The sequence below is a fragment of the Rhizobium sp. 16-488-2b genome, from assembly GCF_017741815.1.
In the GTDB taxonomy this organism is placed as follows: Bacteria; Pseudomonadota; Alphaproteobacteria; order Rhizobiales; family Rhizobiaceae; genus Rhizobium.
The window spans coordinates 368553-383274 of record NZ_JAGHMF010000008.1 but is presented as its reverse complement, the minus strand read 5'-3'; the positions used below and the strand labels follow the sequence as shown (position 1 = coordinate 383274).

The window sequence follows — 14722 nt, the reverse complement described above, 5'->3', positions numbered from 1 at the left end:
TCGCCACGGCGAAGAGCGTGCGCGCGGGCTCTGCGGTCAACGTTTTGGGAGAGCATCCTCTTCATATTGCTGCGTCCCAGGAAGAGGCGGCAACCAATTCTCTCGCCGTTTCGTCCACACTTCCATTTCGGGAGTCAGTCCGCTTGGGGCGTTGTCCAGCGATCCAAAACGAATCTCGACGTCATCATCGTTTAGGCAAAATAGGCGTCCTCCGCAGCGCGGGCAAAAGCTCCGACCTGCGAATGTCGATATCTCACCGGAATAGGTGAACGCATCGCGACGCCAATGGGCGAAGGAGGTGAATGAAGATCCGCTTTCTTTCCGGCAGTCCGCGCAATGACAAATTCCTATACGAAAGGGTTCGCCATCAGCCTGGTACCGTACCGCGCCACAGAGGCAGCCTCCCAAAAAAGTCATGCCTGTAACCTCCTTGACTTTGCCTGCACCCCGATTGGCTATGCAACCAACTCTCCGCACTCGTCAGCGATGCGCTGGCGTGCGCGGTTGACGCGGCTTTTGACGGTCCCCGCCGCGCAATGAAAGTGCTCGGCAGCCTGTTCATAGGTGCCTCCATCGATGAAGACGAACTCGAAAGCGGACCTGAATGGCTCCTTGAGGCCACCGCACGCGCGTTCCAGTTCATGGCCGCGTAGTCGCCACTCTTGATCGGCAGCAACGCTGCCGGCGTCTGAGACGCACTCTTCCAATCCGACCATCTCACGCTTGCTGACGCGAAAACGCGTGCAGAACAGATTTCGCATGATTGTAAAAAGCCAGGATTTGAGGTTGGAACCGGGCCGAAATTTGTCGATGTTGCCGAGCGCTCTGGTCAGCGTTTCCTGAACGAGATCGTCTACATCGCTCTGGCTGCGGTGAAATGTTCTGGCAAAAGAATTCAGGGCAGGGATGAGGTCGACGACATCCTCTTCAAAGGAATTCGTCGTTTGTCGAGAAATCATAGCGCGTCCTCCAATGGATGAGGAAGCGTGCCAATGCAGCTTTGTTCCGTTCTTCCGACGCTCTGTACGGTTTCGACATGGCACGGGGGCATTGGCGGGGAGGACGTCTCTTCCGTCCATAGACTAAGTGTGCGGAACCGTACGCTCAAGCCTGTCGCAATTGCAAAGGCCGAGGGGCGCTACATTTCATCCCGATGAACGCGCAAGAAAACAAGACCGCGTTAATCGTCGAGGACGAACTGTTCATCGTGCTTGAGCTTGAGGAGACGCTGCAGGAGCTTGGATATGACGAGGTCGTCGCTTTTTCCGAGGTCGGTCCCACAATGTCTTGGCTTCGGTGCGTGATACCCGACATTGCAATCATTGATTACCATCTGAAGGGTGAGATCGCAGATGACCTCATCCAGGCTCTTGCGGGTTCAAATATCCCGACAGTCATCTACTCCGGCCGCTCGCTGGATCTCGACGCGGACAGCGACGTGCTCAAGGCGTGTGAGTGGCTTACAAAGCCGGCCGACGAAAGAATGCTTGCGACTGCGATCTCGCGAGCATGTGGTCTCGCAGAACCAGCGACCGTTCGCTAGTTTGGAATTGCATTCGCCGCCTCACGAATACGCGGGAACTTTGGCGGCCGTCATCGGTTGAACTTAGTCGAAAAGTTTGCGGAGGAGACGGCATGTCGTTCATGACGATCGATCGCTTGAAGGTGACCAATCATCTTCTCAAGCGCCTTCCAGAAGCGGCCTCCGGAACGTTACAGCCCCATATGGAGCGTATGAATCTGCCCGTGCGCCATTCCCTGATCGCGCCCAACCGCCGAACCGAATTCGTGTATTTCGTCGAATCCGGCATCGCATCTGTGGTGGCCAACAGCGAAAGCGGTCAGAGCGTCGAGGTCGGGCATCTCGGGCGTGAGGCGATGGCTGGCGGGCATGTGATACTCAAGGCTGACCGCACACCAACCAGCACCTACATGCAGGTCGGTGGCGAAGGAATCCGAATTCCCGTCTCGGCTTTCAACAAGGCTCTCGCGGTCAACGACGACGCCCGCGATCTTTTTCTGCGGTTCATGCAGTATCTGTCGATCCAGGTCGCTCAATCGGCTCTCGCAAACGCCCGCTATGACGTGCCGGCGCGCTTAGCGCGCTGGCTGCTGATGTCTCATGACCGGGTCGATTCCGACGATCTTCCGCTGACGCACGAATTCCTGGCACTGATGCTCGGCGTCAGGCGCTCGGGCGTAACAGACCAGTTGCACATCGCCGAAGGCATTCACGCGATCAAGGCCACGCGCGGCAATATCCGCATCCTCGACCGACAAAAGCTTATGCAGATTGCCGGCGACTGTTACGGGTTGCCGGAGCGCGAATATGCGCGCCTCGTCGCCGTCGACGAGCCAGTCATGTAGCAGCCAGATCGGACGACGCTGATGCCTATCTACTATTTTCATGTCGTCGGCCATGGAAGCCGGATCGAAGATCTGGAGGGTACGGACTGCGCCGATTTGTCGGCTGCGAAAGAGGAAGCGGTTGCCTGTGCGCGAGATCTGATGGCGCATGCCATCCGCCAGGGACGGGATATCTCGTCGCGATCAATCGAAGTGCGCGATGCCCGCGGTGGCGTCGTACTGACGCTGCCTTTTCGTCAGGCGATCAGCGAGGCCGAATAGTTCCATTCAACGGCTTGCGAAACAGGTCCTCATAGATTGCTTCCGGCGTACCGTAACTGCCGGCGGCGATGGTCTCCAGCTTCCGCCGGTCGAGAATGCGGACATTCCCACGGGTCGCCCTTATCGCATGTATGCCCTCGAGGATGTGCAGTTCGTTGGTGATGCCGGACCGTCGCACGCCGAGCATAAGCGCCAAGAACTCATGGGTGAGCGGGAGATCATCGCGCAACAGCCGATCTTGCACCATAAGCAGCCAGCGCGACAGCCTTTCGTTAATGCTGTAACGGGCGTTCGCCAAGGCGGAGTTGGCGAGTTGCAGTGCGGCATAGTGGTTGTACCGCAGCAGCAGTTCGAGCAGCAGCGCGTCGGCGTCGGTAGCCTGCCGCAGACAGTCTATAGGCAGAGCATAACCATGCCCTGCCACCTGCATGAAGGTCCGGTTCGGCGTTGTGTCGGCGCCAAGTACGATATGGGCGGCGGACATGCCCTCGAAGCCTATATGTCCAACCTCGACGCTTTCACCGTCGGCACTCATCGCGATCATCGAGGCGAGGCCGCTTTCGATGAAATAAGCATGGAAGGGCCGCTCGTTGGTCTGCACCAGTACCTTTCGCGACGGCAGTTCGACTGGTTGCAGATGGGGGATCAGGGCGGACAGACTGTTTTCAGGAAGGGCGCGTAAGATCCTGTTCCTGATGTCCGTCATTTCAAAGCCTGCCATTGCCATCCCCGAGTCGCCGATCTATCGGCCCCGGCGCTGACAATAGGCGGGAAAGGCTTGGCTATTCCATAGGGCGACCGCGTCTGTGCGGTTTCGACAATTGAGCGCCTGTGAGAGCTAAGCCTTTGCTTCTACGGAATTTGCGCTGTCATGTAATTGGCTGGGAACGGCTTTGGCGCTGGTTGTCGGGCTGGGCTCAGAGCGCATCGAGCGGATAGGTTATGCCTGCATAGTGAACAGGGTTTCCGGATCTGTCGCGGAAGCATCGGCCGAGCGCGACGACGTGTCGTGTTTCGCCAAAACCATCCTCCACTCGATACTCCTCAAAGTATGGCATGCCACCAATGACGGCGTCCGACATCGACTTGGCGACACGGCCTCGGTCGTCGGGATGAATACGGTCGACATAGCGGTCAACGGGCAGCCCGACCAGTGTCTCATCGGCATCGAGACCAAAGAGGTCGGCCAACGCAGTATCTGCGTAAAGAACATTCCTTTCCAGGCACCACGTCCAGATGCCGGGTTCATCCGTCAATTCAGTAGAATTCATCGTGTTATGCGCCTTTCAAGTTCGTTACCCCGGTAAGCGGCCACTCAACCCAAGGGTGGTTCAGCGAATAACTGGTGCGAGTCGCTGCGGTTTGCCAGCGATGGTCATGGAACGTACATTCTCGATCGCGAATTTAGCGAGTTGCGAATGGCGCTATGGCAAGGCACTAGCGTCAGGCAAGCACGTTCGCTTCGATCGCCGCGGCGATGACTGCCTCTTTGGCTGCCTCGCAGGGCATGCCGGAGGCTCGAGCTTGGAGGCATCGGCGCCGTGCTGTATCGAGCACAAGCGAATCCGTCAGTGGCCAGCGGTGGCGGAAGTAATGCAATGCCTCGTCTGGACCGTGGATGAGTTCGGAGTGGCCGTTGCCGATCCGCACGGAGATAGGCGCTGCCCAGTGAGTTTCCACGGGCTTGGCATTGATCGTCATGTTGCACGTCCAATCCGGGACGCCATCGTCCCTCACGGCGTTCGTCGCCTCCACACCGAACAACGACCGCGCGGCGGTGTTCCCCGGTTGAGATGGCCTTCTCGATTGTTGGCTCGGTGGGGCTGTCGGTCAGTTGATGGTCGAGCGATTTTCAAACCCGATGACCGAAAATTGCGACCTCAATCCATCGACGATCGCGGTCGCATCGCGACCTGAACGGCCGGACGTCCACCGGATTTCGAACATCAGTGCGTCGCTGTCATCAATCTCCTGCAGCGTGGTGAAGCAGGCGGTAGAATCTGGGGGCAATGCCGCTCGGATGTCCGGGATGGGAGCGCCCTTCGGGACCTTGATTGTCACTGAGCTCTTCTCTTCGCACGACATCCATCGCTGAATGTGTCTCAGCGGCGCGAGAACGAGAAGGGTGAGGGCCGTGGCGGCTGAACCGATGACGATCTGCCCGCCTCCGAAGCAGAGCCCGATCGCTGTTATCACCCAGAGCGTTGCCGCGGTCGTCACCCCGGTCGCGATGTCGCCGCGACGCAGAATTGCGCCGCCGCCGATGAAGCCGACACCCGTCAATATTCCGAGCGGAAAGCGCAGGATATCCATCGAGCCGTTGGCACTTTGGCTCGTGGCCAACAGCATGTTGGCCTGGATCATCGAGATGCAGGCCGCGAGCCCGACAAGGGTGGTTGTGCGCAGCCCGGCCGCGTGACCACCTTGTTCCCTGTTTGCGCCAATCAAGATGCCGGCCACCAGTGTCGCCCCGATACGCAGAGCGATCTCCGGCCAGTCGGGCGTGGTCGGCATCAGGTCAAGCACGGCGCGATCCTATTTTTCAGCGCGGCTGAGAAGAATACGCATCTCCTCGAAGCGGCGCTTGCGATCACCGTCGTCGACGGTCGGCGAATAACAGGTGCTGGATACGCAGAAGCGCGCTAGGTTGTGCGGCTTGTCCGCCTTATCGAATTCGCATTCGAAAATATCGGTCATCTCGGCCGGCGCCGTACCCTGGCGCGTCGAGTAGGACATGCGGACACCCGGTGGCTTCAACTCGGGAAAGGACTGGACTGTGCCGATGGCGAGCTGATCGGACATGAAGAAGCTCTTGGCAACGGATTTGCAGGTATCCTCGAGCTCGCTTGATTGCGCCATCGCTCCCGCGGGCATCGCGAACACGGCAAATGCAAAGAATATGATCGGCTTACGCACTGGTACTTCCTCCACTGTCTCTGCCGATGGAGGTAGAGCAGCGAGGCCAAAAGCAAATGGCGGTCCGTGCGATAGCCAAGAGGCACCAGACTGTCCATCTGCTAGGTGCCGTGTGAAGTATGCTTTCCGGGCAGGTCGAAGGCTACTCGTATCTATCGCGGAGCCCTGTGGTCCGATGGGCTTTGGCGGTGCAATGATTCGACCGCCTACGTCGTCATCGCATTGAGCTTGAAACGCCGCCCTGTCTCTGCAGGTCTTCCCGCGTATCGACATCGATGACCGCCGCTTCCCCAATCTCGACTTCCAATATGTCGAGGTCAGAGGTGTCAATCAGCGCCTTGGCACCGCGATCCCCCTGCAACGTCAAAGCTTGCGGATAGAGCGCCTTTGGTAGGATTACTGGATTGCCGGGAGTGCCAGCGTGGCTCGCGCGGATGATCGAACGCCCTTCTGAGCGTTCGAACGTCGTGATCAACCGATCCAGGTTCTCTACCGTGATGGCCGGCATGTCCGCCAGGAGGATCAGAGCTCCGTCATGATCCATCACTCCGGGGATTTTCAGGCCCGCGACCAGAGAGCTTGCCATCCCGGACGCAAAAGCCGGATTGAAGGCGACCGTGACGTCGAGGCTGGCAAGGCAATCCTCGATGTCTTCGTGACGGAAGCCCGTGACCGCATAGACATGCTCCGCCTTGCTTTCGGTCGCTCGCAAGGCGACACGCCGCACCAGCGGAATGCCGTCAAATTTCGCGAGCAGCTTATGGCCGATATCAGGCGACATCCGGCTCGATCTGCCAGCGGCAAGGATGACGATAGCGACTGAAATGCCAGGCCTGCGTGGTCGCTCTGGAAAGTCCCGTTCGTTGGTCATGCAGCACGCTCCAATCGTATCTCCCGCGCCTGCCGATCATCAGGCCTTTGAATGAATGCGCAAACCGTCCATGATCAGGCGAACGATCCTGTGTGCCCGTTCGCGCCAGTCGGGCGTGTCCGGGATCGAGTAGATGCCGAACAGCGTGTAGAGAACGTCGCCCGCTACGATATCGCCCTTCACCGTACCCGCCTCGATCGCTGCACGAAGAAGCTTTTCGAACGCTGCAGTCATGCGCGTCGTTCCCTCCGTAAAGAGAGCGGCGTTCGAGGTGAACAAGAGCTTCAGGCTTTTGGCCATGCCGCGTTTTGCCGCCATGTAGCTGACGAAACGGTGCATCCACTCATCGAGCGCAATATCGGGTGCCTTTTCGGCTAAGAGCTCGGCAGCGGCGCCAGCGAGCAACTCCAATTCATGTCGATAGGCCGCCTCGACGAGATGTTCGCGGGTGGGAAAGTGTCGATAAAGCGTACCGATGCCGACGCCTGCCTGCCGGGCAATCTCTTCAAGCGAAACATCCGCGCCGCGTTCAGCAAAGGCTTGCGAGGCAACCTCGACCAGCTTGGCGCGATTGCGTTGCGCATCGGCACGTAACCGCGGCTGTTCCTGCGCTTGCGATGCATCCTCTTTCGGTAACAATTTCCCACCCCACGACGGGGCTTGACGAAACTTCGCCAGCCACTACCTATAAACGGAGGCTCCTCCGTTTGTGTCGGGGTGCCATCCAATTTCTAGTGAGGATTGGGATGGATGTCATGTCCAAACTGGTGGAACGGGTTGCTATGTCAACCTGTGATGTTCGCGAATTCCAAGTGTTCCCGACGTTTGAGGCTAGGCACGCTGCGGTCGGTGGGAGCGTTTGATTATGATATCGACACACCGAGGGGATCGTAACCCAGAAGGTCGACAGGCGTTCCCTGAGCGGCTAAACGATCGACAGCCACAACTCGAACGACCTTTCGGCGAGAAGATATCGCCCGCGCCGGCCAAAGCGTTCTCGACGGATTCTACGGTCGAGGTTCTCGATTTCGCGGTGAAGGCAACGCTCGCGGGCCGACAAGTTGCGTTCTGCACGCTCGTCGAAATTCGCGGCGGTTCGTCACGTGCTCTGGGCGCTCATATGGTGGTGGCCGATGACGGCTTGTACTGCGGTTACGTCTCCGGCGGCTGTACCGAGGCGGCAGTTGCTGCCGAAGCCTTGCAGGCGATATCCCAAGGGTGTGATCGGTTCGTCATGCTGGGCGAGGGTTCCCCGTTCTTCGATATTGTCTTGCCGTGTGGAGGCGGGGTTACCGTTGCCGTTCACATTGTGCGAGACATTCGACCGATCCGAGATGTGATCGAAGGGCTGGGCTGTCGGCGATATGTTGGCTTGGCTTATAGTCCGAGCAACCAATCGCTTTCCGTCGTTTCAGGAAAGGCTGACACGGGTTGGGATGGTGAGGCTTTTCTGACATTTTACCACCCTGCTGTCCGAGTTCTCCTTTCAGGCCGCACGCTGGAGGTCGAGATTGCCGCGAAGGTGGCGCAGGCTGCAGGTTACGATGTCCTTCAATATGATGCAGCCGCCGGCGAGCCACCTGACGACACGCTGATCGATGCGGACACTGCCGTTGCGCTCCTACAGCACGATCTGGACCTTGAAATGCCGATTCTCGAAGCCGCCTTGCGTGGCCAGCCGTTTTATTTGGGTGCCTTGGGCAGCAGTCGAACCCACGAAAAGAGGATGGAGCGGCTTCGAGAACAGGGACATTCGCAGGAGGCGATCGACCGGATCAAGGCGCCGATCGGCCTGTTCGGCCGTGCCCGTGACGCCCATTCGCTGGCGCTTTCGGTGGTTGCGGATATTGCCGCTTGTCGCCAAGCCGCATTGATGCGGGCTTGACCGAATTTTGTCCGGTGGGCGGGCGCGTTGCTCGAAACCGGCAAAATTCTCGTCTCACGGGGGGATCAAATGGCCGCGAACATCCGTTTCGTTCCTGCGGCTCACCATTGCCAATGCTTTTCAAGCGCCAATGCTCTTCAGTCAAAGGAGATGTCTCATGCATTTTATCATCAATGGAGAGGATATCGAGGTGGAAGCGGACATCCGCACCTCATTGCTCGATCTCATGCGCAATTATCTGGGTTTGATGGGGACCAAGAAGGGTTGCGATCAAGGAGCATGCGGCGCCTGCACCGTGTTGGTGGATGGCGAACGGATCAATTCCTGTCTGGCACTGGCGGTTCAGTATCAGGGTCGCAGCATCACCACGGTCGAAGGGCTTGCGGTCAATGGCAATCTCCATCCGCTGCAGCAAGCCTTTATCGAACATGACGGCTTTCAATGCGGCTATTGCACACCGGGCCAGCTCTGTTCCGCCATCGGGATGGCGGGCGAGATCGAACGGAACATCCCCAGCGCTGTAACCGGCGATCTCACCGCAGCCGACACTCCGATCGACGAGCGTGAAATCCGCGAGCGCATGAGCGGCAATCTCTGTCGATGCGGCGCCTACAACGGCATTGTCGAAGCAATCTCAGAAACGTTGGCCCACCGGACGGCCGCTCCGACTGACGAAAGGGTGCGGGCATGAATATCTTTTCCTATCAGCAGGCGTCCGACGCCGCTTCCGCTATCACCCTGAAAAAGGCCGGCCCCGCCGCGAAGTATCTGGGCGGTGGCACAAACCTCGTCGATCTGATGCGTGAAACGGTCGAACAGCCGGAGATGCTCGTCGATGTCACACACCTTCCCGGCGATATCGAACAGCGTGCCGACGGCAGCCTCCTGATCGGCGCTTCAGCGAAAAACACGGCGCTCGCCGCGCATCCTGCGGTTCGGTCCGATTTCCCGTTGCTTTCGCGCTCCATCCTGGCGGGCGCAAGCGCGCAGATCCGTAACGTCGCGACGGTCGGCGGCAATATTCTGCAACGCACCCGCTGTCGCTATTTTTACGACAACGCGGCGCGCTGCAACAAACGCCAGCCGCAAGTTGGATGCGACGCGCTTGAAGGGTTCAATCGCTACCACGCTATTCTCGGTGCATCCGATAGCTGTGTCGCCACTCATCCCTCGGACATGTGCGTCGCTCTCGTCGCGCTTGACGCGGTGGTTCATCTGCAGGGACCGGCCGGTAGCCGCAGCATGCCGCTGGCAGAACTGCATCGTCTGCCGGGCGATCGTCCCGAGATTGAGACGGAATTGCAGCCTGATGAATTGATCACGGCTATCGAAATCCCGCCGCTCGGCTTTGCACACCGCTCGACCTACCGAAAGGTTCGCGATCGCGCCAGCTATGCCTTCGCGCTGATATCGGTCGCCGTCGCGCTCGATATCGACGAAGCGGGCACGGTGCGTGACGTGCGCCTCGCGCTAGGCGGCGTTGCCCACAAGCCATGGCGAGCGATGAAGGCGGAAGCCGCGCTGAAGGGACAGCTTGCCGGCACGGAAAGCTTCCGCGCTGCCGCCGAGGCCGAACTCGCCGATGCCGTCGCTCTCAGCGAAAATGGGTTCAAGATCGAACTGGCGAAACGCACGATAGTCGCCGTGCTTGACGAATTGAAGGGAGACAACGCATGAGCGTCCAACCTGAAGCCGATAGCAACAAGCCCGGCCGCTGGCAACCTGCTGTCACACCCGATCCGATGCTGCGCAAACATGGCGCTCTCGGGCAGCCTGTCTCGCGTGTCGATGGTCCTTTGAAGGTACAGGGAAAGGCGCGTTTTGCCGCCGAGTTTGCTTATGAAAACATAAGCTATGCGGCACTTGCCTTCACCAGCATTGCGCGCGGAAAAATCACCAAGCTCGACGTGGCGGCTGCGGAAGCGGCGCCGGGCGTCATTCTCGTCATGACCTATCACAATGCGCCGCGCATGACGGCGCCGTCGTTGATGATGTCTTCTCCGACGGCTGCCGGCGCCAGCGACCTGCCGGTGATGCAGAATGACGAGATCCACTGGAATGGCCAGCCCATAGCCCTCGTTTTGGCCGAAACGCAGGAGCAGGCGGATTATGCGGCCTCGCTGATCAAGGCGAGCTACGCAAGCCTGCCTGCCGTGACTTCGTTCGATGAGGCGAAACAAACGCCGCGGCAGTTGGAAACGCTGCTTGGTCAGCCGCCGGTGCTGGAGATCGGCGATGCCGAAAAAGCGCTCGCCAACGCCGAGGTCAAGGTGGATCTGACCTATCGGACCCCGCGGCACAACCACAATGCCATCGAACTGCATGCGGCGACGGTGGCCTGGAAGGGTGACGCGCTGCACTTGCATGATGCCAGCCAGTTGATTGATCTGACTGCCGGCCAACTCGGCGACATTTTCGGCCTCGAACCCGGCAAAGTGCGCGTGACCTCACCCTATGTCGGTGGCGGTTTCGGCGGCAAATGTCTGTGGGATCATCAAATCCTTGCCATCGCGGCATCCAGACTCGCCGAGCGGCCGGTGCGCATCATGCTCTCACGCGAAGGCGTTTTTCGGATTGTTGGCGGTCGCACGGTGACGGAGCAGAGAGTTGCACTCGGGGCCCGGGCGGATGGCACGCTGGATGCGCTGATCCATACCGGCACCGCGGCAATGACACTGCACAATTCCTGCCCGGAACAGTTCACCTTCCCGGCTCGCCATCTCTACGCGGCCAAGACATTCAAGCTCGCGCAGGATGTCGCCGACATGGACATGCTCGCCAACACTTTTATGCGTGCACCCGGTGAGTCCGTCGGGACCTTTGCGCTCGAATGTGCGCTCGACGAGCTGGCAGAAAAACTGGGCCTCGACCCGATCGAATTGCGTCGTCGGATCGAGCCGGAAAAGGACCCGACCACAGGCAAACCGTTTTCGTCACGCTACTTGATCGAAGCCTATGAACAGGGCGCCGAGCGTTTCGGCTGGCGGAACCGCAGCCGGACGCCGCGGCAGAAACGCGAGGGCGAATGGCTGATCGGCATGGGCTGCGCCACCGCGACCTATCCCTATCATCGCTTCCCTGGTGGCGCGGTAAAGATCAGGCTGACGGCGGAAGGTCAGGTCACCGTCTCGACCGCGGTGCACGACATGGGCATGGGCACGGCGACAGCCCAGGCTCAGCACATCGCCGCCCGTCTCGGAGTGCCGATGGAGAAAGTCACTTTTGAATACGGCGACAGCAGCCTGCCGCGTGGGGTAATCGCCGGTGGATCGACCCAGACTGCATCGATCGGCGGTGCGGTGATCGCGGCGACGGAAGTCTTTGTCGAGGAGTTGATCAAGCTCGCCGGCAACGACTCGCCACTGGCCGGACTTTCGCTCGCCGATGTCGAGCCACGCGATGGTGGTCTTGGCCATCGCGACGATCCGGACCGTTTCGAGAGTTATCAGTCCATTCTAAACCGTGCCGGCCGCGATGAACTGGCCTGTCAGGCCGAGGCACCGCCGCCGGCGGAGATGGAGGCCTTCTCCATGCACTCCTACGGGGCTCAGTTCTGTGAGGTCAAGGTCAGTGCCCTGACGGGCGAAATCCGCGTGTCGCGTTTTCTCGGCTCTTTCGACGCCGGCCAGATCCTTAACGCCAAGACGGCAACCAGCCAGTTCAAGGGCGGCATCGTGATGGGTATTGGTCTGGCGCTTACCGAAGAGACAAATTTCGACGAGCGGACTGGCAGGATCGTCAATGCTTCGCTTGCTGAATATCATGTGCCAGTGCAGATGGACGTTCCGACGATCGACATCTTATACACGAACACCCCTGATCCGCAGGCGCCGATGGGCGCGCGCGGCATTGGCGAGATCGGTATTACGGGGGTAGGCGCGGCAGTCGCCAACGCCGTTTACAACGCGACCGGCATCCGGGTGCGCGACCTGCCTATCACTTTGGATAAGGTACTTTGACGGCCGGGGCGCAGGCAGCGATGGAGTTTTCGTCGCCTGCGCGTCGCCAACGCGAGTTGGCATGATCGATTGCTGGTATGAGGCAATGATGTCCTTCATTGCCTCGCAGCCAAACAATTAGGTGGGCTTTGCCCTCGATCCAAACGATAGACGTGGAGGTCTGGAAGTATGCTATTGGCGGGCCAAGTCCGCGGGCTCGCGGTTCGCACACCGTCTTCGGGCGTGCCGCATGCGACATTGAGATAGCCGTTCATTGCGGTCTGGCGGAGGAGCAGCAATCGAAGCAATTACAAGTGTGTGTGTATTGGGCCCTCAACCAATCTTCTCGCCAGAAGCACACAGACTTACTGATGGTCCCAACATTGTCGCGACGACGTTGCCGGCGCGTTTGGCGTCCACGTGGCCGTATGATGGCTGCACAGTCATGGCTGCCGGCGTGCGGCCCAGTTCAAGCCCCGCCGCAGTATCCGCGGCATATGGGGATGATCGAATTCGGCGGCGATGTGACCGAGGGCTGAATAGAAGACGCGGCCGGTGCCAAATCGGCGCTTGAAGACGACCGGCATCGTGACGTTGCGGGCTGCCGGGTCATGTTCGCCGGTGAAAGTGGTGGTTGCGAGGATTTCGATCGAGGGGTCGTAGTGCAGGTAATATTGCTCGGACCGATAGTCGAAGTCTGGAATTCCCCGCATCACACAATCCTCCGGGCGCGTCACGGCAACACGAAAATCGATGATGTTGCCGGGATGGGCGACCCAGGTCACGCCTGAGACATAGCGGAACGGGGCGCTGTCCTTGAATGAGGTCGCGAGCGAGCCGTGGTGTCCACCGAGCCCAAGTCCTCCGCGTACGGCTTCCACGACGGCGTCGGCATGGGCCTTTTCGAGGCTCTCGCCCGTGATTACGGGTACGAGAAGATCGGCTTGAGCGAGCCTCGGCGAACCGAAGATGCCGAGATCGTTGGTGACTTCGGTCTGGAAGCCATCTTCGGCAAGCAGGCCGGCAACGATGCGAGCGCATTGCTCCGGCTCGTGACCCTTCCAGCCGCCCCAAACGATGATCGCCTTGCGCATGATCTTTCCCTATCTCTGATGTGCTGAACCGCCGGGCTGCGGCGCGCCGGCGGTCCACAAATTTGCACGATATCAGCTGCGGATCGTGGCTTTCCCTTCTTCGACCAGCCGCGCCGCCGCTTCGGCGGGCGTCGTGCGCTCGAACGCCAGCTCGTCGGCAATCGGGCGCAGCACGCGCTGGTCGAACTCCGTCGATCCCAAAGGCGCGGGTGCCGGATAGTCGCCCACCAGGTCCTTGAGCAGGTTCACGTATTTCACGGTATCCTGCTCTGTCGGGTTCAGGTTCGGCAAAATCGCCTCGCGGACTGCCGGCGACAGCGGCACGCCGCGCTCGACACCCAGGATCTTGCCGGCCTCCGGGTCATTGACGAAGAAGCTGATGAACTGTGCGGCGGCTTCGCCGTTCTTCGTGGTCGCACCAACGCTCCAGATGAGAGCCGGGCGATAGTAGTGGCCTGATGGGCCGCCTTTCTTCTCGCGGGGCAGCATGGTGATGGCGAGCTTGTTCTTCGAGAGGAGCTGGTAGCCCACGAGCTGGTTGGAATAGGCCATGCCCATTGCCGACTTGCCGAGCGCGAGGCAATTTGTGTCGATCGTGTTCTGGTCCAGCGTCTGCACATCGGCGGCGACGGTTCCGCCCTTCTTCCGCAGATCCTCCCAGAAGCTGTACCACTCCTTGGCGTCTTCGACGTCAAAGCCAAGCGTCGCGTCCTTGTACAGGCTCTTTCCGCGCTGGCGCAGCCAGGCGTCGAACACGTAGGTGTAGCGCGCGCCGTAGGGGCCGCCCGCGTAATTGGTCTTGCCGACCGCCTTCGTGAGCTCGACCGCCAGCTTGGCGTATTCATCCCAGGTAAGATCCGGCGTGGGCAAGGGGATGCCGGCCGTTTCGAATGCCGTCTGATCGAAGAAGAGCGCGAAGGAATTTAGGCCAAGACCCACGCCGTAGAGCTTTTCGTCCACGGTCGTCAGTCTCAGTATGTCCTTGCCGAAGGCATCGATCTTCAACGTCGAGGGCACGAATTCATCGAGCGGCAGGCAGGCGCCGCGCTTCGAGTAATCCGAGATCGTTCCGGGCTCGAGTTGGAACACATCCGCGATCGAGCGGCCGGCCATCTGTGTCGCGAGCTTGGTCCAATAGCCGTCCCCGCTAAGAGATTCGCCGATGATCGACACGCCAGGTGTCTTGCCTTGATAAAGCCGGGCGACGTCGAGCGTGCGCTTTGCCCGATCGTTCGAGCCCCACCACATGGCGCGCAGCTGTGTGTCCGCCGCGAAGGCCGGCATGCCGGCGCCGAGTGCAAGGCCGCTCGCCACGCCGGCGGAGCCCATCAGAAATGAACGTCGATTGATCTGCATGCTGATTCCTCCGGTTGTCTGCCCGGCGTCCTCC

18 protein-coding genes are annotated in these 14722 nt (G+C 59.9%); 7 read left to right on the top strand and 11 right to left on the bottom strand.

What is annotated here, in order from left to right:
* Nucleotides 1-36: 36 nt before the first annotated feature.
* Complete coding sequence (locus J5286_RS10475; protein ID WP_209190279.1) at nt 37-417, bottom strand: GFA family protein; 381 nt, start codon at nt 415-417, stop codon at nt 37-39.
* Between the two features lie 38 nt (nt 418-455).
* Entirely contained in the window at nt 456-959 is a 504-nt protein-coding gene (locus J5286_RS10470; RefSeq protein WP_209190278.1) for a sigma-70 family RNA polymerase sigma factor, read from the bottom strand.
* A gap of 194 nt (nt 960-1153) precedes the next feature.
* On the opposite strand from J5286_RS10470, the gene J5286_RS10465 reads away from it, so the two are divergent.
* From J5286_RS10465 to J5286_RS10455, 3 genes are all read left to right on the top strand, one after another.
* Nucleotides 1154-1543 carry a response regulator gene (locus J5286_RS10465; RefSeq protein WP_209190277.1) on the top strand — a complete coding sequence of 130 codons (390 nt, stop codon included), beginning with the start codon at nt 1154-1156 and terminating at the stop codon, nt 1541-1543.
* Between the two features lie 122 nt (nt 1544-1665).
* Nucleotides 1666-2367 carry a Crp/Fnr family transcriptional regulator gene (locus tag J5286_RS10460; protein WP_348529253.1) on the top strand — a complete coding sequence of 234 codons (702 nt, stop codon included), beginning with the start codon at nt 1666-1668 and terminating at the stop codon, nt 2365-2367.
* 21 nt (nt 2368-2388) lie between these two features.
* Nucleotides 2389-2628, top strand: coding sequence for a DUF6894 family protein (locus J5286_RS10455; RefSeq protein WP_209190275.1), 240 nt, complete (start codon nt 2389-2391; stop codon nt 2626-2628).
* Here the strand turns inward: J5286_RS10455 and J5286_RS10450 are convergent.
* The 7 genes from J5286_RS10450 to J5286_RS10420 form a co-directional block, all read right to left on the bottom strand.
* On the bottom strand, nt 2612-3349 hold the full coding sequence (locus J5286_RS10450) for a Crp/Fnr family transcriptional regulator (RefSeq protein WP_449090055.1): 738 nt from the start codon (nt 3347-3349) through the stop codon (nt 2612-2614). The genes J5286_RS10455 and J5286_RS10450 overlap by 17 nt on opposite strands.
* 196 nt (nt 3350-3545) lie before the next feature.
* On the bottom strand, nt 3546-3884 hold the full coding sequence (locus J5286_RS10445) for a PAS domain-containing protein (RefSeq protein ID WP_247749721.1): 339 nt from the start codon (nt 3882-3884) through the stop codon (nt 3546-3548).
* Between the two features lie 187 nt (nt 3885-4071).
* Nucleotides 4072-4329, bottom strand: coding sequence for a DUF982 domain-containing protein (locus J5286_RS10440; protein ID WP_209190272.1), 258 nt, complete (start codon nt 4327-4329; stop codon nt 4072-4074).
* 129 nt (nt 4330-4458) lie between these two features.
* Nucleotides 4459-5142: an MgtC/SapB family protein gene (locus J5286_RS10435; RefSeq protein ID WP_209190315.1), complete on the bottom strand. Its 684-nt coding sequence runs from the start codon at nt 5140-5142 to the stop codon at nt 4459-4461.
* A gap of 21 nt (nt 5143-5163) precedes the next feature.
* Nucleotides 5164-5544, bottom strand: a complete 381-nt coding sequence (locus tag J5286_RS10430) for a hypothetical protein (RefSeq protein WP_209190271.1) — start codon at nt 5542-5544, stop codon at nt 5164-5166.
* Between the two features lie 214 nt (nt 5545-5758).
* Nucleotides 5759-6415, bottom strand: coding sequence for a nucleotidyltransferase family protein (locus tag J5286_RS10425; RefSeq protein WP_209190270.1), 657 nt, complete (start codon nt 6413-6415; stop codon nt 5759-5761).
* A gap of 39 nt (nt 6416-6454) precedes the next feature.
* Complete coding sequence (locus tag J5286_RS10420; protein ID WP_209190269.1) at nt 6455-7054, bottom strand: TetR/AcrR family transcriptional regulator; 600 nt, start codon at nt 7052-7054, stop codon at nt 6455-6457.
* Nucleotides 7055-7280: 226 nt separating this feature from the next.
* Here J5286_RS10420 and J5286_RS10415 point away from each other — a divergent pair, with 226 nt between their 5' ends.
* The 4 genes from J5286_RS10415 to J5286_RS10400 all read left to right on the top strand — a co-directional run bounded on the left by J5286_RS10415 (nt 7281) and on the right by J5286_RS10400 (nt 12259).
* Nucleotides 7281-8300, top strand: a complete 1020-nt coding sequence (locus J5286_RS10415; protein WP_209190268.1) for an XdhC family protein — start codon at nt 7281-7283, stop codon at nt 8298-8300.
* A 157-nt stretch (nt 8301-8457) separates the two neighbouring features.
* Entirely contained in the window at nt 8458-8991 is a 534-nt protein-coding gene (locus tag J5286_RS10410) for a 2Fe-2S iron-sulfur cluster-binding protein (RefSeq protein ID WP_209190267.1), read from the top strand.
* Nucleotides 8988-9977 carry an FAD binding domain-containing protein gene (locus tag J5286_RS10405; protein WP_209190266.1) on the top strand — a complete coding sequence of 330 codons (990 nt, stop codon included), beginning with the start codon at nt 8988-8990 and terminating at the stop codon, nt 9975-9977. Before J5286_RS10410 ends, J5286_RS10405 begins: the two co-directional genes overlap by 4 nt.
* Nucleotides 9974-12259 (top strand): xanthine dehydrogenase family protein molybdopterin-binding subunit, encoded by a 2286-nt coding sequence (locus J5286_RS10400; RefSeq protein ID WP_209215342.1) that lies wholly within the window; start codon nt 9974-9976, stop codon nt 12257-12259. Before J5286_RS10405 ends, J5286_RS10400 begins: the two co-directional genes overlap by 4 nt.
* Nucleotides 12260-12681: 422 nt before the next feature.
* On the opposite strand, the gene J5286_RS10395 is transcribed toward J5286_RS10400, so the two are convergent.
* Together J5286_RS10395 and J5286_RS10390 are read right to left on the bottom strand one after the other, a co-directional pair.
* Nucleotides 12682-13332 carry a ThuA domain-containing protein gene (locus J5286_RS10395; protein WP_209190264.1) on the bottom strand — a complete coding sequence of 217 codons (651 nt, stop codon included), beginning with the start codon at nt 13330-13332 and terminating at the stop codon, nt 12682-12684.
* A gap of 72 nt (nt 13333-13404) precedes the next feature.
* Complete coding sequence (locus tag J5286_RS10390; protein WP_209190263.1) at nt 13405-14688, bottom strand: ABC transporter substrate-binding protein; 1284 nt, start codon at nt 14686-14688, stop codon at nt 13405-13407.
* Between the last annotated feature and the right edge of the window lie 34 nt (nt 14689-14722).

Excerpts from the sequence above, each read along its gene's own strand:
- J5286_RS10470 (WP_209190278.1), bottom strand. The coding sequence starts at position 959 with ATGATTTCTCGACAAACGACGAATTCCTTTGAAGAGGATGTCGTCGAC.
- J5286_RS10390 (WP_209190263.1), bottom strand. The coding sequence starts at position 14,688 with ATGCAGATCAATCGACGTTCATTTCTGATGGGCTCCGCCGGCGTGGCG.
- J5286_RS10400 (WP_209215342.1), top strand. The coding sequence starts at position 9,974 with ATGAGCGTCCAACCTGAAGCCGATAGCAACAAGCCCGGCCGCTGGCAA.
- J5286_RS10395 (WP_209190264.1), bottom strand. The coding sequence starts at position 13,332 with ATGCGCAAGGCGATCATCGTTTGGGGCGGCTGGAAGGGTCACGAGCCG.
- J5286_RS10415 (WP_209190268.1), top strand. The coding sequence starts at position 7,281 with ATGATATCGACACACCGAGGGGATCGTAACCCAGAAGGTCGACAGGCG.
- J5286_RS10455 (WP_209190275.1), top strand. The coding sequence starts at position 2,389 with ATGCCTATCTACTATTTTCATGTCGTCGGCCATGGAAGCCGGATCGAA.
- J5286_RS10425 (WP_209190270.1), bottom strand. The coding sequence starts at position 6,415 with ATGACCAACGAACGGGACTTTCCAGAGCGACCACGCAGGCCTGGCATT.
- J5286_RS10450 (WP_449090055.1), bottom strand. The coding sequence starts at position 3,349 with ATGGCAGGCTTTGAAATGACGGACATCAGGAACAGGATCTTACGCGCC.
- J5286_RS10435 (WP_209190315.1), bottom strand. The coding sequence starts at position 5,142 with ATGCCGACCACGCCCGACTGGCCGGAGATCGCTCTGCGTATCGGGGCG.
- J5286_RS10465 (WP_209190277.1), top strand. The coding sequence starts at position 1,154 with ATGAACGCGCAAGAAAACAAGACCGCGTTAATCGTCGAGGACGAACTG.
- J5286_RS10410 (WP_209190267.1), top strand. The coding sequence starts at position 8,458 with ATGCATTTTATCATCAATGGAGAGGATATCGAGGTGGAAGCGGACATC.
- J5286_RS10475 (WP_209190279.1), bottom strand. The coding sequence starts at position 417 with ATGACTTTTTTGGGAGGCTGCCTCTGTGGCGCGGTACGGTACCAGGCT.
- J5286_RS10440 (WP_209190272.1), bottom strand. The coding sequence starts at position 4,329 with ATGACGATCAATGCCAAGCCCGTGGAAACTCACTGGGCAGCGCCTATC.
- J5286_RS10405 (WP_209190266.1), top strand. The coding sequence starts at position 8,988 with ATGAATATCTTTTCCTATCAGCAGGCGTCCGACGCCGCTTCCGCTATC.